The sequence below is a fragment of the Psychromonas sp. genome, from assembly GCF_041586535.1.
Taxonomy (GTDB): Bacteria; Pseudomonadota; Gammaproteobacteria; order Enterobacterales; family Psychromonadaceae; genus Psychromonas.
This window is the reverse complement of the sequence record NZ_JBFGZY010000069.1, coordinates 1-19,989: the sequence shown is the minus strand read 5'-3', so window position 1 is coordinate 19,989 and position 19,989 is coordinate 1. Positions and strand designations below refer to the sequence as shown.

The window sequence follows — 19,989 nt, the reverse complement described above, 5'->3', positions numbered from 1 at the left end:
CCTCGTGTTTTTTGTCACTTCCCGCCAAAGCAATGCGCGAATGAGCGAGAGGTGAATCGTTGCTTACGGTGTATGAAATGCACTTTACAAAAATAAGATCACATCATAAAACCGATTGCTATTAATAGCTGACGGGGTGAGCCATTCATTGCGTGAAATTAAGTTGTTTTTATCTACTTTTCTTCGCTTTCCTGCTCTTCTGCTAATGAAAAATAACAACCCGGCAATTTATTACCTTGAGGCTTGTTTGTTTATTGGCGGGAAAATTTATTACTGAAAATTTTAAGAGACGCACAAAAAAACACGAAAAAGACAATTTATTGGGATTTTTGTCACATTCTGGGGGTAAAAAACGATTTGCTACACGTTTCTGGTTTTAAGTCAAATGATATTTTTTGGAAATAAATAGTCAAACAGGGCTAAAAAATCAAAACACAAATCGACTCACAAAAGCTTATCAAACCCCTGCCTTTTTCATGCAAGAGGTTTGCTTTTATCGGGGTTCGTGGATAAATTCAATTCATCGGATTTCTTGGTTAGAAAGCATTAACTAAGAAAAGTTCAAATAAAAATTAAAAAAATATTTTTAATATAACAGTCTGCATTTCAGACTTTTTATTTATAAAACCAAGGAAGAGAAATACTATGAAAAAACAAATTTTAGCTCCAAGTATTCTAGCATTATTCGTAGCATCTGCAGCACACGCCGGCGCAACTTTTGATACGGCAGCAGGTACTCTAAATCTGGGTGCTGACGTTGAGTTTGACTACACTTCTCAAGGTGGTGAAAAACTAGATAATGGCGCTATCGTTAGTGCTGATGTAAACTTTGAAGCAAAAGGCCGTTTATTACTTGATATCAATGGTGAGAAAGTATTAGACAACGGTAACTTTGCCGGCTTTAAGCTGAATCCAGTCTGGGGACAAAATGGTTCTCGCGGTGCGGATGACGTGTGGATTAAATTCGGTCAAAAAGATAACTGGAATATTCAGGCGGGTCATTTTGAAGCAACCGACCTTTCTTCAGCCGGCCAGGATACTTATATAGCAGAATCCGGTACTCTTATGTACCGTGCGAGCGAAGCGCGCGGACGTACGGCGGATGATAGCAATGGCGATGGTCAAGTTACCTTCACTAAAACACTGGATGCTGCAAACTTTGAATTAACGGCGCAGTCGCGAGATAGCGGTGACTACGTAATTGTACGTCCTGCTGTGACTTTTGCTGCAGAAAATGTATCAGTTGCATTTGGTGCTGAAGTACCGGTAGTGGATAGTGCTGATCTGTACGATTGGTTTGGTTTAGGCGCAACAGCAACCGTTCAGGCAACGGATGATTTGGCGCTGACTGTACGTGCTGCTTTGTTAGAAGATAAAAAAGCCGATACACAATCTTACACCGCAGGCCTTAACGCGCAGTACCAAAACTTCTTTATCGCAGCACTTTACGGTGAAACTGACACACAAGCGACTACGGCTGAGACACAAGTTTACGCTTCTTACAAAATCCCAGGGGTGTTAGATATTGATAACTTCGACATCTACCTAGGTGCAGGCTGGTCAGAAGCTGAAGTATTAGGCACAACGCTAGATGACGTATTCGGCGGTCGTGTTCGTCTTAAATACGTATTCTAATTTGACCTGACTATCGGCTAAACTGATAATTTATAAAAATTAAAAAAACCCACTCCGGTGGGTTTTTTGTTATCTGCGTTTTATTAACTCTGTTTTCTTAACTTTGTTTGTTTTATACCAATTCCGTTAATTAGATGATCTATTTAGGCGTAGGAAAATGGATGAAAGCCAGGTGTTGATTGCAATAACTAGTTGTTCTAATTGTACAAAATCGTATGGAACGATTTTAAACAGCTTTAGCTGGCCACAAGGTGGTGAAGAACAGGATGTTCTGAATCAAATCAATAACAAAGACTAAAACGTAGTTTTATGTCTACTAGCATTCATTTTAACAAGCATAAATGAAGAGATAATTATCGGATTTGGTATTACTTCATCACCGTCATCCTCGATTTATTTTATCGAGGATCTCAATGCCTCCTGTTTGAACTATTGATTATTATCTTGTCCCGGGGCGCGGGTAAAAAAACAGTTCACTGGGCATGGCAATGTGTTTGGTTTTCTGTATTCTTAGCAATGAGTTGTTTAATAAAGCGCTGGTTATTTTGACTCGCGCACTGGTTTAATAAGGGAGTATTAAGTGATGCAATTAAATAATCCGGCACTGCTGCGCAGTCAATGTTTAATCAATGGGCAGTGGTGTGATGCACAAAGTGGTCAGCGGGAAAGTGTTTTTAATCCTGCCACGGGTGCAGAAATTACCACTGTCCCGATGCTCGGTAGTGTTGAGACAGAGCTGGCAATCAGTGCTGCGCAACAGGCACAACAAAGCTGGAAACAATTAACCGCCAAAGCGCGCGCCGCCCTGATGTTAGCCTGGGCGGATGCCATTTTAGCCGCCCAGGAGGATCTGGCGCAGTTAATCACCGCTGAGCAGGGAAAATCATTAACGGAAGCGCGTGGCGAGGTGACTTTTGCAGCTTCATTTATCACCTGGTTTGCAGAGGAAGCGAAACGCATTGACGGTACTCTGTTGCAGGCACCATCAGCTTCGCAGCGTTTCGTGGTAATGAAGCAACCGATTGGTGTTTGTGCAGCGATCACGCCGTGGAACTTTCCGGCGGGGATGATCACCCGCAAAGCAGGGGCGGCGCTGGCAGCCGGGTGCTGTATCATTGTGAAACCTGCCGAGCAAACGCCGTTAACTGCGCTGGCACTGGCCAAATTAGCACAGGATGCCGGTATTCCAGCAGGCGTATTGCAGGTTATTAGCGGTGACGGCCCGCAGCTCGGAAAAATATTATGTGGCAGCCCCGTAGTGCGTAAATTAAGTTTTACCGGATCCACCGAAGTGGGCAGAATTCTTATGGCGCAGTGCGCACCGTCAATTAAAAAGCTGTCCTTGGAGCTTGGCGGCAATGCGCCGTTTATTGTTTTTGATGATGCGGATTTGGATGCTGCCGTTGCGGGCATTATGGCATCGAAATTCCGTAATAGTGGCCAAACCTGTGTTTGTGCCAACCGCATTTATGTGCAGGACGGTATACATGATGCCCTTGTTGAAAAATTAAAACTTGCCGTCGAGCAGTTAATTGTCGGCGATGGCAGCCTGGAGAGCACGACGCAGGGGCCGCTCATTGATCAGCAGGCCGTTACCAAAGTACAAAGCCATATTGCCGATGCCCTGGAAAAGGGTGCGCAGCTGGTAACCGGGGGATCTGCACATGCTTTAGGGGGCACTTTCTTTGAGCCGACCCTGCTGACGGGCGTGACCCGGGCGATGTCTTTTGCCAGGGAAGAGACCTTTGGTCCTGTTGCTCCCATTTTCCGTTTCCAAACAGAAGGAGAAGTGATAGCGCTGGCCAATGATACTGAATTTGGTTTGGCAGCTTATCTGTATACCAGCAATGCGGCGCGTCAGTGGCGTGTTCCTGAAGCACTTGAATATGGCATGGTGGGGGTGAACACTGGTTTGATCTCTAATGAAGTGGTGCCGTTTGGCGGCATTAAACAGTCAGGACTGGGCCGCGAAGGCTCACGTTACGGCATTGACGAATATTTAGAGCTTAAATATTTGTGTATTGAACTTGGTGAGTAATCATTGTGTTATAGCCATGATTAAAACGGTGATCCTGTTAACGGATTGCCATTAATACCAATCTGACTAATTATCTGCTCATTTATGCTTGTTAAAATGAAGGATAACTGCGTTGTTTTCAATCACACACGCCAGCTATTGCTCAATCAAACGCCTTGCTCTTTTTAATTTTTCCTACGCAATACTTGATCACTTCATTAATTTCTTTGCTATTAGTTTGGTATGAGTTATCTGCATAAGCATGTTTTTCGTTTGCCACAAGGTTATTTCAATCGTTGTACAAAATTTTGTTCGTGAGAGTGAGTTCCCCTGCAATTTACGCCTGTTATTTTGTGTTTATCGTATAAAAATGACTTAATTCACACTTCCGTTATCAATGCATTGATTAACACCTATAATTAATTGAAAATCCGTTTTGCAAACGTTCCCATTGCTGTTTTATACAATTTTGAACTACTGTAAATAGCAATTCTTACCCGGAGGTAATTATGAATTATCCAAAAATAGCCAGTCAGCTTGTTGAAAAGTTGGGTGGCAAAAGCAATATCAAGGCGATGGCCCATTGTGCTACCCGCCTGCGTCTGGCTGTGGCTGACGAAGCGCTGATCGATGAAAAAGCGATCGAAGATATAGAAGGCGTTAAAGGCCAGTTTAAAGTCGCGGGTCAATACCAGATTATCTTTGGTTCGGGGATTGTTAACCAGGTTTACCATGAAATGGAGAAGGTGACGGGCCTTAGCGAGATGAGCACCAAAGACGTTGCCTCAGCCGGCGCTGCTAAACAAAATATTGTGCAACAGGCGGTTAAGGGGTTATCGGATATCTTTGTGCCTATTATTCCGGCTATCGTTGCCGGCGGTCTGTTAATGGGGATCTTTAACGTACTGGTTGCCCAGGGGTTATTTATTGAAGGTAAATCACTGGTCGATGCGTATCCCGGTTTGGCCGATCTGTCGGCAATGATCAATACCTTTGCCAATGCACCTTTTGTTTATCTGCCTATTCTGATCGCATTTTCTGCCAGTAAGAAATTTGGCGGTAACCCGTTCCTGGGTGCCGCGCTGGGTATGCTGATGGTGCATCCGGATTTGCTCAACGGCTGGGGCTTTGCTGGCGCCGCGGTTGCCGGCGAAATTCCGGTGTGGAATATTTTCGGCTTTGAGATTGAAAAAGTGGGTTATCAGGGCTCGGTCCTACCGGTATTAGTGGCGGCATATATTCTCGCCAAAGTTGAAAACGGCCTGCGTAAATTTATCCCCTCTGTGCTGGATAACCTGCTAACACCTTTGCTGGCTATCTTTATTACCGGTGTGCTGACCTTTACCATTGTCGGTCCGTTTACCCGTGATATCGGCTTCCTGCTTGGCGACGGTCTAAACTGGCTATACGATTCAGCCGGCTTTATCGGTGGCGCCGTGTTTGGTTTCATCTATGCCCCCTTTGTCATCACTGGTATGCATCACAGCTTTATCGCCATTGAGATTCAACTGCTGGCTGATATTGCGGTGACCGGCGGTACCTTTATCTTCCCGATTGCGGCAATGTCTAATGTTGCCCAGGGCGGTGCGGCATTAGCGGTTGGATTTAGAACTAAAGATGTCAAACTTGAAGGTATTGCCATCCCATCGGGCGTCACTGCGCTATTGGGTATTACTGAGCCGGCACTGTTTGGTGTGAACTTGAAACTGCGCTACCCGTTTATTGCAGCAATCACTGCTGCCGCTATTTCAAGTGCGTTTATCACCCTGTTTAATGTCAAAGCGAGCGCATTAGGCGCCGCGGGCATACCGGGTATCATCTCGATGCGTCAAGGTGATGTGACACCCTACGTTATCGGTATGCTGCTTTCCTTTGCGATAGCCTTTGCATTGACCATTGTTCTTGAGATACGTGCTAAAAGAAAAGAGTTTGTGCCGGTAGAAATGGCTAAATAAGCACAACCTTTTACAATTTGACCTCAACTCTGGATAGTGGGCATTATAATGTATGAAGTTATCTTTTTTGACTCTGGTAGGGCTCAATGCCGGAATTTTCGTTCCTTTCAAGGCAAGGTTGTGAAGTAATAGCCGGCTATTACAAGCAAACTTAACGCAGAAAGGGGCGAAAAGAGCGGTGTTGAGGGATGTCGCTTATCCAGAGTTGAGGTAATTTAATAAGCTTTAATTAAAAAGCCAGTATTGCGATATACTGGCTTTTTTTTTGCTTAATCGCGATGAAAAGCTGTAATTGTTTCCATTTTCCTCATCTAACGGTACTGACCTTATCAGGCGGTAGATGTGCTTTGATAATGCCCAGTAGCTGCATAAAGGCGTCCTCCATCAGCTCTTCTGCCACGCAGGCAAAGCCCATGATCAGCCCCTTGCGTGTCTTTTTTTGCTGCATGTAATAACTGGATAGGGGGCGCACCAATACCCCTTGTTCACCGGCTTTTTGACAGATAAGCCGATCGTCACAGCTATCCGGTAAATTGAGAATAAGATGCAGACCGGCATTACTGTTAAATTGGCTTAATGCCCATTCACCTAAGTGCAATACTATCAGATCCGAAAGGAAGGCTCTGCGTCTGGCGTATAACAAGCGCATGCGCCGTATATGTGCGGCATAATGCCCCTCTTCGATAAACTGCCCCAGGGCTTTTTGAATAAGCAGATGACCGCCCCGATAAAGCTCAGAGTGTGCGCTTTTTAATTCGTTCATCAGTGGTTTGGGCAAAACAATATAACCCAGGCGCAGTGCCGGGTAGAGGGTTTTACTAAAGGTACCTATATAGATCACCGGCGCATCTTTTACCAGCCCCTGCAAAGCCGGAATGGGCTGTCCCGAGAATCGAAATTCACTATCATAATCATCTTCGACTATCCAGCTTCCAGCTTTAGCCGCCAATGCCAGTAGTCGCTGTCTGCGTCTCAGGCTCATCACTGCACCCAGCGGATATTGATGGGATGGCGTGACAATAATTAAACGAGGATTTTTTTCCACGTTTTTGGGGAGCACCAACCCTGCCTTATCGACGGGCATCGGACAGATAGTCATATCATTGATCCGTAAAACATTACGGATCCCCCAGTAGCCCGGCTCTTCAAGCCAGACATGATCCTTGGGGTTACATAACATACGGGTTATCAAATCAATTGCCTGATGTATCCCTTCGGTGATCAATATCTGTTCAGGATCGCAGCGTACTGAGCGCGCGACGCGCAGATGATCAACCAGTGCATGGCGCAGTTCCGGGCTGCCGCCCTGACTGCCGTAGGTTAACTCCAACGGGGAGGGGCGGCGGCTGATACGTCCCTGAATTTTACTGAATAAGTGATGCGGAAAGGCGGTCACATCCGGTACGCCAGGAATAAACGCCCCCCACTGCTTCGGGCTGGCACTGGCATGCTTTAATAAATTGATGCCGCGCTTGGAAAACTCAACGGGCTGGCTACTCTGCTCACCATTCAACGCAATGCTGTCGCTGGATAAGTAGCTATCGGGCAGGGTTTGCGCGACAAAAGTACCGCTGCCTTTACGGGTCAGCAGGTATCCCTCTGCGAGCAGCTGTTCGTAAACGGTTAATACGGTATTACGTGATAAGGCAAGCATTTTCGCCAGATCCCGGGAAGCCGGTATACGGCTTTCTGGTTTCAGGCTGCCATCGAGAATGCAGATGCGAATAGCGTTATATAAACGTTTGTACAATTTATCATCATGCTGCTCGGCGAGCCGTTGCAGGAGTAAATCGCTGATTAAAGAATCCAAGTGGCCCCCTTAATTAAAAGAAATTGGTACTCGATTATATGACCACATGACGTATAAATATAGCCATTCTCATTTCAATACTGAATTTATCTATTAACGAATACGGGTGGTACCAGAATGACAATTAATGCAAAACTCAATGAACGTCGATTAGAGGCTACACCAAGAGGTGTCGGTGTGATGTGTGATTTTTATGCTGAGCGTGCTGAGAATGCATCTTTATGGGATGTGGAAGGCAATGAAATAATTGATTTTGCATCCGGAATTGCAGTGTTAAACACCGGACATCGTCACCCTAAAGTGGTGGCGGCAATCGAGGCGCAATTAAAAGCATTTACCCATACCGCTTATCAGGTGGTTCCTTACGAAAGTTATGTTGCCCTGGCGGAGCGTATTAACAGCAGCGTGCCTATCAGTCAGCCTTGTAAAACAGCCTTTTTTACCACAGGTGCCGAAGCGGTAGAAAATGCGGTCAAAATTGCCCGGGCGCATACTCGCCGTCCCGGTGTGATCACCTTTGCCGGCGGTTTTCATGGCCGTACTTATATGACCATGGCATTAACCGGAAAAGTGGCGCCTTATAAAATTGGCTTTGGTCCTTTCCCGGGCTCTGTATTTCACGCGCAATACCCTAATGCTTTGTACGGTGTGACAACCGAAGATGCCATGAACAGTTTAGAGCGTATCTTTAAAGCTGATATCGAAGCGACTCAGGTTGCTGCGATTGTGCTCGAGCCTGTTCAGGGGGAAGGTGGCTTTAATGTTGCACCAGCTGATTTCATGCTGGCACTGCGTGCGCTCTGTGATGAACACGGGATCCTACTGATTGCCGATGAAGTGCAAACCGGTTTTGCGCGCACCGGTAAAATGTTCGCGATGGATCATTATCCAAAGGGTATCGCGGATCTGATGACCATGGCAAAAAGTTTAGCCGGGGGGATGCCGCTTTCTGCCGTGTGTGGTCGTGCAGAGGTGATGGATGCACCCGCTCCAGGCGGATTAGGGGGAACTTATGCAGGTAATCCTCTGGCTGTTGCTGCGGCGCATGCGGTAATTGATGTGATTGAAGAAGAGCAATTATGCCAACGTGCGCAGATGCTTGGTGAGCAGCTTGTTGCTACTTTGCAAGAGATGCGCAGCCAGTGCCCGCAAATTGCCGATATTCGCGCGCAGGGTTCGATGGTTGCGGTTGAGTTTAATGATCCGCAGAGCGGTAAACCCTCACCTGAATTTACTAAACAGGTACAGGAAAAAGCACTGGCAGAAGGTTTGCTGCTATTAAGCTGTGGTGTTAATGGAAATGTTGTACGTTTTCTTTACCCTTTAACCATTAGTAATGATCTGTTTAACAAAGCGCTTGCTATTTTGACACGCGCACTGGTTTAGTCGGGGGAGTATTAGATGATGCAATTAAATAATCCGGATCTGCTGCGCAGTCAATGTTTAATCAACGGGGTGTGGTGTGATGCGCAAAGTGGTCATCGGGAAAGCGTGATTAATCCTGCCACGGGTGTCGAAATCACTTCTGTCCCTATGGTAAATGGTATTGAGACTGAACGGGCAATCAGTGCAGCGCAGCAGGCACAACAAAGCTGGAAGCAATTAACAGCCAAAGCGCGCTCTGCCCTGCTGTTAGCCTGGGCGGATGCAATACTCGAGGCGCAGAAGGATCTGGCGCAGTTAATGACTGCTGAGCAGGGAAAATCATTAGCGGAAGCGCGTGGTGAAGTGGCCTATGCCGCTTCGTTTATCACCTGGTTTGCTGAAGAAGCGAAGCGTATCGATGGTTCAATATTACAAGCACCAGTCGCTACCCAGCGTTTAGTGGTGATCAAGCAGCCAATCGGTGTTTGTGCCGCTATTACCCCGTGGAACTTTCCGGCGGCGATGATCACCCGCAAAGTAGCACCTGCACTGGCGGCTGGGTGCAGCATCATTGTTAAGCCTGCTGAACAAACCCCATTAACCGCGCTGGCTTTAGCTAAATTAGCAGAGGATGCGGGCATTCCGGCCGGCGTATTGCAGGTTATTACCGGCGCAGGCAAACAGGTCGGCAAAGTATTATGTGACAGTCCAGTGGTGCGTAAATTGAGTTTTACCGGATCCACTGAAGTGGGCAGAATTTTGATGGCGCAGTGCGCGCCATCAATTAAAAAATTGTCATTGGAGCTTGGGGGTAATGCGCCATTCATTGTTTTTGATGATGCTAACCTGGATGCTGCCGTTGCCGGGATTATGGCGTCCAAGTTCCGGAATAGTGGTCAAACCTGCGTTTGTGCCAACCGTATTTATGTGCAGGATGGTATCCATGATGCCCTTGTTGAAAAATTAAAGCTTGCCGTTGAACAGTTAGTGGTAGGTGATGGAAGCCAGTATGGTACGACACAAGGTCCGTTAATTGATCAGCAGGCTGTAGCCAAAGTACAAAGCCATATTGCAGATGCTTTGGAAAAAGGTGCGCAGTTGCTAACCGGGGGGCATCAACATCCATTGGGGCTGACTTTCTTTGAGCCTACCGTAGTGACCGGTGTGACCCAGGAGATGTGCTTTGCCAGAGAAGAAACCTTTGGCCCGGTGGCTCCTGTTTTCTGTTTCCAAACGGAAGAGCAGGTGATCGCGATGGCCAATGATACTGAATTTGGTTTAGCGGCTTATCTGTTTACCAGCAGTGCGGCGCGTCAGTGGCGTGTTCCTGAAGCACTTGAATATGGCATGGTGGGGGTAAACACCGGTTTGATCTCCAATGAAGTGGGCCCCTTTGGCGGCATTAAACAATCAGGACTGGGCCGCGAAGGTTCGCGTTACGGCATTGACGAATATTTAGAGCTTAAATATATGTGTATTGATATTGCTGAGTAAGCGCTGTTTATGCTGATTTAGTTACAAGAAGTTAGCGTTATGCTTGCCACCCTTAGGGTAAATTTTTTCCTGGCCTGATTGTAAAAGTCTGCCAGGAAATTTGACTTTTTAATCCCGTCTTTTGCAAGGCGTTATCGGCTTCTTTAGTCTGCTTAATAACCATAAAAAAGCATATCCATGTGCAATTTGATGGTTATTTAAGAAGGCAAAAAAAGCCCGATAATGCCCATTTTTCGATCCTGTCAAAAAAACATTAAAAATAAAATTACCGCTCCGCTTTTCTTTGTTTAAATCATTGAATTTAAATAGCTTATTTTTATTATGCATGCTCAAGGTGCAACAAATGGATGTTACGATGCATTTTGGTGCGGTTGTTTGTGAAAAATCATTTTTTATTGTTATTGGGAAGGTTGTCTTTTTATTTTTAAAGTTTTTTATTTTTAATATTTTATAAATAATCTATTGATTTATAAGTATTTAATATTTTAACGTGTTTTTATTGTTTTCCTGGTTTAATTTTGGCACTTGTATTGCATTAGTTTGGTTATTGTTTTTTTAATCCTAACTGTTTTTAGCCACTGCTGAATAGCAGTAAACAGTTTCATAACCCACAGAACAAAGAGAGCTTATTATGATCAATTTGAAAGGAAAGAAACTATTAAAGAGTTTATTGGCCCTGTCTATCGGGATAACTTCTCTGGCGACGTCGGTGACGGCCTATGCAGCAGAGCATAATTGGCGTTTTGCTAATCTATATGGCCGCGGTACCGCTTATGGAACCATCTATGAAGAGCTTGCCAAAAATATTAACACTATGTCTAACGGGCGTATTGCTGTGCAGGTGCTTTACTCCGGTGAGGGAGTTGGCACAACAGGTATTTTATCCGCAGTAAAAAGCGGCCTGATCACCATGGGTGCACCATTCCAGTCGATGCATGCAGGTGAACTACCGGCAGGTATAGTGGAAATTGGTTTACCTGGCGGCACGGCTGATGTAGGGGAGTTGTCCACACTTTTCCATGAAAAAGGCTGGGCTGAGGTATTAAAAAAGGCATATGGCGAGCAGGGTATGGTTTGGCTTGACCCTTACATTCAACCGCCTGTTTATATTATCACCAAAAACGAGATCAAATCGGTTGATGATTTTAAAGGCATGAAGATTCGTGCTCCGGGTGCTTATGGCAAATTCCTGCGTAATTTAGGCGCATCTCCGGTATCTCTTGCCTGGGGTGAAATTTACACCTCACTGGCAACGGGTGTCATTGATGGCTCGATTGGTTCAAATATGATCGATCACCGTGATGGTAACCATGTTGAAGTTGCAAAATATATGTACCCGCAACCCCTTGCTGGTGCACAAGTTTTACCGATCGTTGTTAATCAAAAAGCATGGAGTAAGTTGACACCGGATCTGCAGGCGATTGTCAGTGCAGCGACAACTATCCATTCTCAGGAGCAGTTAACGAAGTCAATTCTATGGGAATCCCAAGCGGTTGCCGATATGGAAGCAAAAGGGCTTTTATGGAGTCCTGCGCCTTCAGATACGGATCTACAAGCATGGAAAGAAGCGGGTGAATCTTTAGCTAAATTCTATGCAGAAGAAGATAAGTACTCAAAAGAGCTTATTGATATTTTAAACAAATAATAATCATTAACGGATCAAAGGTGAGCCTGAATGCTCACCTTTGTGAAGTTAAGGAGCAGAGTATGATTGAACAACTATTAAAGGGCTATTGCCGCTTTGTACGTTACAGTGTGAAGCTTGTCGGGCGAGCTGTACCTGTCTTACTGCCTATACTAGCCGGCCTTGTGGCCTTTGAAGTGTTTGCCCGCTATGTTTTAGGGACTCCTACCATCTGGGTTTACGATACTTCATTGTTTTTATTTGGTTATATCTCCGCACTTGGCGGTGCTTACGCACAGCAGAAAAAATCACATATTAATGTCGATATAGTCTATTTGATGGTACCTAAATATGTGCGTTGCATCTTTAATGTGCTGACCATTATTCTTGCCGTTGGTTTTTTAGTCCTGCTGGCGAAGATGAGTTTTGAGAAGTTTAGCGAAAGCCTGCAATTTGGTTACCGGACCAAAAGTGAATGGTCACCTGAAGTTTACCATTTTTGGCTGATGATGACTGTCTCAGCGGTTATTTTTATTGCCGAGTATTCAGCTGAATTGATTGAAAATATTTATTACCTTTTCACCCGCAGAGCACTTTTCTCTAAAGAGGAACTGGCGGCTGATGCAGCAAAAAAACCTGTGCTAGCCATATTGCGCAGTTTGCATCTGACAGGGTTGTCTGTCTTTTTAACTGACTTTTTCCAGAAAAGTCAGTCACGTGGAGAGGCAAATGATTATCTGAATTTTGACGAGGTGCTTGATAAACACCATCAGGAAGTCGAGTTGGAAGACGCAGAGAAACTCGCTAAGGATGAAAAAGAAATAGAATCGGAAGACGCAGAGATACTGACTAAAGATCAGGAAAAAAAAGGATCTGAATATGCAAATTGAATTATTAACCACTATTTTACTGGTGTGTATCCTCGTCGCATTTGCACTGGGCGCGCAAGTCGGTTTAGCGTTGGCTGGAATTGCAATGGGGGTCGGTTACTTAGTCTGGGGTGATGCGCTATTTAATGTTATTCCCAGTACCGTTGAAGGCACATTTTTTAATTTTATTTTGTTAGCTATTCCCTTGTATATCTACATGGGGCAGATTCTGACCCGCTCGGGTATTGGTGATGCGATGTTTAATGCCAGTCAGTTAGTGATTGGCCGGGTTCGCGGCTCATTAGCAATCAGTGTTGTTGGTGTCTGTTCTATGATCGGTGCCATGGTCGGTATTATCGGTGCAGGCATTATGACTTCCAGCAGTATCGCGCTTAAGCCGATGCTGGAGCGCGGTTATGATAAGCGTTTGGCATTGGGGGTTATTATGGCTGGCGGCTCTTTAGGTATTTTGATTCCGCCGAGCATTCCGATGATCATGTTTGCTGCCGCTACGCAAAATTCAGTGGGGCGAATGTTTTTAGCCGCCATGATCCCGGCACTGATAACTATTGTGTTAATTATCAGCTATGTGGTGATCACCTGTAAGCTCAATCCTGCAAAAGCCCCGCTTGATGTCGAAAATGATATTCAGGTGCCGAAAGGTTATGAACTGTTTAAAACAATTCGTGATGGTTTCTCTTCATTCCTATTAATTGTTGCCGTGTTGGGCAGTATTATCATGGGGATTGCGACACCAACAGAGTCGGGCGCGATTGGTGTGGTTGGGGCTATTATTCTGGCTATTTTATTTAAACGCTTTAAACCCTCTATTATGATGAAGGCCGGTCTGCAAACCTCTATCTTAGTCAGTGTTGCGATGTGGATTATTTTAGGTGCATCCGTATTCAGTAACTTCCACCTGTTAATGGGTGTACAAAGTATGGTAGCGGGTTTTGCGACAGGCTTAGATGTTCCACCTATCGTCGTGATAATCATGTTCCAGGTTATTATGTTACTGCTTGGTTTTATTATTGATGAATTTATTATCGTACTGATGTGCGCACCGATCTTTACGCCTGTTGCAGTTGCTCTGGGGTATGATCCAATCTGGTTCGGTGTATTAATGATTCTAAATATCGTGATTGCCGTACAAACCCCGCCTTACGGTTTTGCGCTGTTTTATTTAAAAGGGATTGCGCCGAAAGGGATCACCATGATGGATATCTACAAGTCAGTAACTCCCTTTATTCTCGTACAGTTCCTGGTATTGATTATCTGTATGCTCTTCCCCGATCTAGTATTGTGGTTACCCAATAAAGTCATGAGTTAGCTGCTCTATTAATCGCAGTAAAGTCAAACACGATACCCATGGACGTTATTTACCGTAAGTAGTGGTACAACCCGCCGTGCCATTTTACTTACGGGGTGTGAATAAAATAAGAGAAATTAGATGAATATAATCGAGAAATCTGCTGTCGAGCTTGTCAACGCCCTTAAAGAAGGTCGTATTTCAGCTAAAGAACTGCTGGAAATTACCGTCCGGCATTCTGAACAAGTCGCTGAAACTTGTAACCCTTTTGCGATAACCCTTTACGATAGAGCCAGCAAAGCAGCCGCAGCTGCCGATAAATTGCTGGCAGAAGGGCTGGGGGGGCCTCTCTGTGGTTTGCCTGTTACCATCAAAGATTCGCAATGGCTGGCGGGAGTGCCCTGCGCAAATGGTTCACGGACACTCGCCGATTTTATTCCCGAAGAAACCTGCGCAGCCGTTAAACGTCTCGAAGAGGCCGGCGCCGTTATTTTTGCCAAGACAACCTGCCCTGAGTTCAGTTTAACAGGAACCACCAACTCTGAATTTTACGGCCTCACCTCAAACCCGTGGAATACTGAGTATACTTGTGGCGGATCATCGGGCGGCGCAGGCGCAGCAGTCGCAGCCGGTGCCGGCAGTCTGGCACTGGGTGGCGATGGTGGTGGTTCAATCCGAATCCCTGCTGCCTTTTGCGGTATTGTCGGTTTTAAACCCTCCTTTAAAGCAGTTCCTAGAGAGCCCGGTTTTCCCGCGTGGAGTACCCTGGTTGCCTATGGACCGATGGCTCGCTCTGTTGCTGATGCGCGTTTGATGTATTCCGTTTTGGTTGCCAACAACGAACAGCATGATCATTTGGATTATCTGACAACCACCGGTAGCTGGCCATCAAGTTTGCCGGGGCAAAAGATTATTGTCTCAGAAGATCTGGGGTTTGCTCCTGTTGATGAGGATGTACGCCAGGCCTTCCGCAAGGTAGTCGCAATGTTAGAAGGGGCAGGTGCTGAGATTATATATGATCAACCGAATTTGCCCTCTTCAGTGATCACCTGGGTGACAACCGCTCACTATGATTCCTGGAGTTTTCAAAAGCAGAAATCAACTCCGTTACAGGGGATAGATGATAGTACCCGGGAAATGATGGAATTTGCTGCCAGCCTGGAAATTGAAGAGTACAACCTTGCCGAGTGGCATCGAAAAACGGTTTATGACGCTTATATGGCTATGTTTGAGCGCGCCGGTACAGCGTTTTTTATCACCCCAACACTTGGTCTGGAAGCTTTTAAAAACAACCTTCGCCATCCGGAAACCATTGGTGATGCGCCTATAGATTACCCCTGGCTGGACTGGGCAAGTTTTCTCTATGATGCCAACCTGACCGGTATGCCGGCCTGCGCACTGCCAATGGGGCTGGGAGACAAAGGTCTGCCGATCTCAATACAGCTCTCCGGACCGGTAGGAACCGATGCGGCCATATTAAATTTAGCAGAAGCTTTAGAATCCTTGATCGGCTGGGATAACTCTCCGGTAATGAGCGGGCGGGAATCAGCAAAAGCATGTTAAACGCAGGATTGTCTTTTTAAGGGCTAATTCATTTGTACACTTCAATACAGAGACTAGGCGCAGCAGATGATGGCTCATTTAGAGATGTTAAAACATTTTTTTCGGGAGGATGCACTTAAGTGGAAAGCTTGAAATTTGAGGTTATCAAAGAAACGACGCCCGGTGAAAAATTTAAGCAGTTGTTTGAAAAAAACTGGCCTGCCTATCGTGCCTGGTATCTGGATGAGGGAGAAGCGGCAAGACCAACTTATCTGGAGTGTGTGAGCGCACTGAAAAAATATATGCCTGAGCTATTTCCCGTGTACGAACAGATTCTGGAATTACTCGACGCCGACGATATACAGGCACGCTTTTTAAGCCTTTATCAGCCACCGCCTTTTTACTCCGGTTGCTCGCAACTGATCGTCAAAAGAGAAGAGGATGCGCTGATTCGTAATTATGATTTTCCACCTATGCTTTGCGAGGCAACCATTATGCATAGCCAATGGCTGGGTAAAAGCGTAATTGCTATGTCCGATTGCGTGTGGGGGGCACTGGATGGTATCAATGATTCCGGACTGGCCGTTTCGATCGCTTACGGAGGCCGCTTTGTACAGGGAGAAGGTTTTGGAATAACGATAGTATTACGTTATGTGCTTGAGACATGCAATACAGTCCAGGAAGCAATTAAGGCATTTAAACGTATTCCCGTGCACCTTGACTACAATATTGCGTTGCTCGATAAGACGGGGGGGCACGCGACGTTATTTATAGCGCCTGATAGGGAACTCTGTGTTAGCCCTGCGAACACCTCCACCAATCACCAGGACGCTGGTGGTCAGGAAACACTTTTTCTTGAGGATTCAAAAACACGTCTGGATGCCTTAAATCAACTTGCATCGTCCTATCTGCAATCTATACAGGAAATTACGCTGCAGTTTTTACAGCCACCTCTTTACCGCCCGCAGCAAAAATTCCAGTCAGGAACCTTGTATACGGCGGCTTATTTACCTCAACAAGGTAAGGTTCATTATTTGTGGCCAGCGCAAAGTTTGACCTTATCCTTTGACCAATTTACTGAACAGGAAGTGCATATATTTTACCAGCCGACATAACTTTTGTTGTGTATAACCAATAAAAAAGGAAGGAGTGAATGGAGGGGATTTTAAACAAAAAAGTATTTACTGTTTATGAAATTTGTCGAAGTTTTCTACAACAAGGCTTGCGGGCCGTAATTAAGTTAGCAAAAACACCTAATATGATGACGAACAATAAGGAACTGAACATGGAAAAGACCGATAAACTGCAAAGCCTGTCTGATATCTATAAATTCTTTCAGAAGAATACCACACCGATCTATTTTATATCTCCTACAGCTTACAACGTTCTAGGCCTTTCCCAATGGGTGAGAAATTTTAAATATATCACCTATTTTGATTCATTTGACGGTGAGCACTTTCGCATGATTACCCCAAAGCTGGAAGGTGAGCGGGAGTTCCAATCAATGGAAGATATGGTTAACTATTTGTTGAGCCACAAGGAAACCATGGATCAATTCGAGGCTAATGGTAAGGGCGGAAAAATACTAACCGTAATGTTTGATGAAAAAACTGAAGAAATTGCAAAAAGCCTCGGTTTAGAAATTGCGTTACCCCCGGCAAGTCTTCGCAAACACATTGATTCCAAGATAGTCACTACGCAGATGGCTGATGAAGCGGGGGTACCTAGTGCACCTAATCTGGTTGACGTAACAGCATCTACTTATCAAGAGCTTCAGGAATTGTCTGCCAATAGCAAGCTCGGTGATAATCTGGTTGTACAAACACCCTATGGCGATTCGGGTAAAACAACCTTCTTTATTAGAAACGAGCAGGATTGGGATAAACACGCCGCCAAAATTATTGGTGAAAAACTAAAAATAATGAAGTATATCAATCACGTGCCAGGTACCGTTGAAGCCGTGGCGACCCGATGTGGTACGCTGGTTGGGCCATTACAAACGGACATTACCGGTTATTCTGAGCTGACCCCCTACAAAGGCGGCTGGTGTGGAAATGATATCTTTCCTGAGCTGCTTAAAGGGGCACAGCGCGATAAGATCATCAACATGGTCAAGGCAATGGGGGACAAGCTCTATGAAAATGGCTATCGTGGTACTTTCTGCTTCGACTACCTGGTCGATACCGATGACGGTGAAGTTTATTTGGGTGAAATCAACCCCCGTATCAGTGGAGCCAGCCCGTTAACCAACCTGGTAACGTCCAAATATGGTGGTGCTCCCTTAATGTTGTTCCACCTGCTGGAATTTATGGATGTCGATTTTGAGATAGACATTCAGCAGATTCAAGATCGATTTGCTGACTTTGGCAGCTGGACACAACTGGTATTGAAGCAGACTGATGATGAAGTTCGTTTAATTACCAAAGCGCCGCAATCAGGTATCTGGCTGATGGAAGACGATGGTGATATTAGCTTTCTGCGTAAAAGTATAGACTGGACCAATGTCGATGATGAGGATGATGCATTTTATCTGCGCATCTATGGTGAAGGCGAATACGGTTATTTAGGCGCAGATATGGGTATTCTTGTTACCCGCGGCAGAATGCAGTCTGACGATCGGGAATTACTGCCCAGAGCGAAAAAATGGATTGACGCTATTCACAACAAGTTCGAATATAAATCGTTAAGTGAATTAGAAGTGCCGTTTATTCCCGACGAAAGTGTGCGTAAGATGCTCTAACGTCCAGCCACTGAAATATGAAAACATTAATAAAACCGCGCTTAGAAAAAAGCCGGTTTTATTAACACTCTTCTTCATTTAAATTTATCGGTTTTTTACCTGCTGCAGAATAAAATCACGAAATACCTGATTGGCTCTGGACAGGTAACTGTCACGTCGCCAGGCGAGGCAGAGATCGATACAAAATGGTTCGACAAAGGGGCGGGTGACTATCTGATCATCATCCTGAATGGCCACCTGCCACATTGCGGAGATAGCATAGCCCTTACGGATAACCGATTTTATCAGAGGCAGCAGGTTACTGGTGAAGGCGATTTTCGGATTTAATATTTCCTGGTCACTGATTTTTTTCATTAGCGCATAGTGAAAATAACTTTTACCAAAGACCACCAGCTCATGCGTCAGAAAATCCCGATATTCTATCCGTTCCTTCGCGGCCAGAGGATGATCGGCCGCCATACAGACGACCATCTCCTCCTGGATCAACTTGCCGCTATCCAATTCCGGCAGTAAATCTTTCTCGGCAATAACAGCCAGCTCTAAATCACCATCTAATAATCTCTGACGCAGATTGCGGGTACCGCTATCAATAACATTTATCTGCAGTGCCGGATACTGATGTTTAAAGGCCATTAACAAAGGCGGGAAAAAATAGGATCCGAGCATGGTCGGGACGCCGATTTCAACCTCCCCCTGAACCAGTCCTTCGATAGCCTGCATCGCCAATTTGGCATCCTTGGCCTGCAGCAGGATTTGTCGGGCATGGGGCAGAAACTGCTGCCCTGCGTGGGTCAGACTCACGCCCCTATCACGCCGGTGTAACAGGGGCATATTTAATTCACTTTCCAGCTTTTTGATGCTCGCACTTATCGCCGGTTGCGCCAGATATAACTGCCGGGCTGCGGCAGAAATGCTGCCTGTCTCAACAACAGTAACAAAATGCTGCAGTTGTCTAAATTCCATCCAATTCTCCGGTTGATATGGTTACTCATTAATCTTATTTTACCAACTGTAATAGGCATAAATTATATCTATGGATATGATAAAAACAATATAATTTAATTATTTGCACTACCCCGTTATTATTCTTCCATCCATTACACCTTTCGCCCTTTACACCAGCAACGATAAATTTATAAAATGAAAAAATTAACCCATTACAACCGTTTAGTTATTTCTGTCTGCCTTTGCAGTGTTGTTACCTTCTTCAACATTTACTGGCTGCAACCCCTAATTCCGATGGTACAACAGGGGTTTGAAGTTAGTCTGTTATCTGCCAATCTGGCGATGTCTGCACCGCTGCTTGGCATGGGGTTGGGGCTGTTAGTGTCTGCCAGCTGGTCTGATGCGGTGGGGCGCCGCACGATTTTATTGAGCGGAATGGTTGCCGGTCTGAGTGTCTCTCTACTCTTGCCGCTGGTAGAAAATTATTCACTGTTTTTGTCTCTGCGCTTTATCCAGGGGGCATTGCTGGCTGTTTGTCCTGCGGTTGCCATACCGCTGCTCGGAGAAGAGTTACGCAAGAGCTGGTTACCCGCCGCGGTGGGTTTTTATATTGCTGCAAATACCGTCGGCGGGATCAGCAGCCGCCTGATCAGTGGTATTTTTAGCGAGTATTCGGACAGCTGG

Annotated in this window: 15 protein-coding genes; 13 read left to right on the top strand and 2 right to left on the bottom strand. The window is 45.4% G+C overall.

Annotated elements, in window-relative coordinates; genetic code table 11:
• Positions 1-645: 645 nt before the first annotated feature.
• The 4 genes from ABZA00_RS09330 to ABZA00_RS09315 all read left to right on the top strand — a co-directional run bounded on the left by ABZA00_RS09330 (position 646) and on the right by ABZA00_RS09315 (position 5,607).
• The gene (locus ABZA00_RS09330) at positions 646-1,635 is read left to right on the top strand and encodes a carbohydrate porin (RefSeq protein WP_372881889.1); all 990 of its coding nucleotides are present in this window, start codon (positions 646-648) and stop codon (positions 1,633-1,635) included.
• A gap of 157 nt (positions 1,636-1,792) precedes the next feature.
• Positions 1,793-1,933: a hypothetical protein gene (locus ABZA00_RS09325; RefSeq protein ID WP_372881888.1), complete on the top strand. Its 141-nt coding sequence runs from the start codon at positions 1,793-1,795 to the stop codon at positions 1,931-1,933.
• Positions 1,934-2,218: 285 nt separating this feature from the next.
• A complete protein-coding gene (locus ABZA00_RS09320; RefSeq protein ID WP_372881891.1) occupies positions 2,219-3,673 on the top strand; it encodes an NAD-dependent succinate-semialdehyde dehydrogenase in 1,455 nt (484 codons plus the stop codon).
• 488 nt (positions 3,674-4,161) lie between these two features.
• Complete coding sequence (locus ABZA00_RS09315; RefSeq protein WP_372881887.1) at positions 4,162-5,607, top strand: sucrose-specific PTS transporter subunit IIBC; 1,446 nt, start codon at positions 4,162-4,164, stop codon at positions 5,605-5,607.
• Between the two features lie 307 nt (positions 5,608-5,914).
• Here the strand turns inward: ABZA00_RS09315 and ABZA00_RS09310 are convergent, their stop codons facing one another.
• On the bottom strand, positions 5,915-7,417 hold the full coding sequence (locus ABZA00_RS09310; protein ID WP_372881886.1) for a PLP-dependent aminotransferase family protein: 1,503 nt from the start codon (positions 7,415-7,417) through the stop codon (positions 5,915-5,917).
• A gap of 117 nt (positions 7,418-7,534) precedes the next feature.
• Between ABZA00_RS09310 and ABZA00_RS09305 the strand changes: the two genes are divergently transcribed.
• The 8 genes from ABZA00_RS09305 to ABZA00_RS09270 all read left to right on the top strand — a co-directional run bounded on the left by ABZA00_RS09305 (position 7,535) and on the right by ABZA00_RS09270 (position 18,360).
• Positions 7,535-8,803 (top strand): 4-aminobutyrate--2-oxoglutarate transaminase, encoded by a 1,269-nt coding sequence (locus tag ABZA00_RS09305; RefSeq protein ID WP_372881885.1) that lies wholly within the window; start codon positions 7,535-7,537, stop codon positions 8,801-8,803.
• Positions 8,804-8,821: 18 nt separating this feature from the next.
• Positions 8,822-10,276, top strand: a complete 1,455-nt coding sequence (locus tag ABZA00_RS09300) for an NAD-dependent succinate-semialdehyde dehydrogenase (protein WP_372881890.1) — start codon at positions 8,822-8,824, stop codon at positions 10,274-10,276.
• 631 nt (positions 10,277-10,907) lie between these two features.
• The gene (locus ABZA00_RS09295) at positions 10,908-11,921 is read left to right on the top strand and encodes a TRAP transporter substrate-binding protein (protein WP_372881884.1); all 1,014 of its coding nucleotides are present in this window, start codon (positions 10,908-10,910) and stop codon (positions 11,919-11,921) included.
• A 62-nt stretch (positions 11,922-11,983) separates the two neighbouring features.
• On the top strand, positions 11,984-12,790 hold the full coding sequence (locus tag ABZA00_RS09290) for a TRAP transporter small permease subunit (protein WP_372881883.1): 807 nt from the start codon (positions 11,984-11,986) through the stop codon (positions 12,788-12,790).
• On the top strand, positions 12,780-14,099 hold the full coding sequence (locus ABZA00_RS09285; RefSeq protein WP_372881882.1) for a TRAP transporter large permease subunit: 1,320 nt from the start codon (positions 12,780-12,782) through the stop codon (positions 14,097-14,099). Before ABZA00_RS09290 ends, ABZA00_RS09285 begins: the two co-directional genes overlap by 11 nt.
• A 120-nt stretch (positions 14,100-14,219) precedes the next feature.
• Positions 14,220-15,641, top strand: a complete 1,422-nt coding sequence (locus ABZA00_RS09280; protein ID WP_372881881.1) for an amidase — start codon at positions 14,220-14,222, stop codon at positions 15,639-15,641.
• Between the two features lie 119 nt (positions 15,642-15,760).
• Complete coding sequence (locus tag ABZA00_RS09275) at positions 15,761-16,735, top strand: C45 family autoproteolytic acyltransferase/hydolase (protein ID WP_372881880.1); 975 nt, start codon at positions 15,761-15,763, stop codon at positions 16,733-16,735.
• A 170-nt stretch (positions 16,736-16,905) separates the two neighbouring features.
• The gene (locus ABZA00_RS09270; RefSeq protein ID WP_372881879.1) at positions 16,906-18,360 is read left to right on the top strand and encodes a hypothetical protein; all 1,455 of its coding nucleotides are present in this window, start codon (positions 16,906-16,908) and stop codon (positions 18,358-18,360) included.
• 84 nt (positions 18,361-18,444) lie between these two features.
• On the opposite strand, the gene ABZA00_RS09265 is transcribed toward ABZA00_RS09270, so the two are convergent.
• Positions 18,445-19,323, bottom strand: a complete 879-nt coding sequence (locus tag ABZA00_RS09265) for a LysR family transcriptional regulator (RefSeq protein WP_372881878.1) — start codon at positions 19,321-19,323, stop codon at positions 18,445-18,447.
• Between the two features lie 177 nt (positions 19,324-19,500).
• On the opposite strand from ABZA00_RS09265, the gene ABZA00_RS09260 reads away from it, so the two are divergent.
• On the top strand, positions 19,501-19,989 hold a 489-nt coding region (locus ABZA00_RS09260), incomplete at its 3' end, for an MFS transporter (RefSeq protein WP_372881877.1).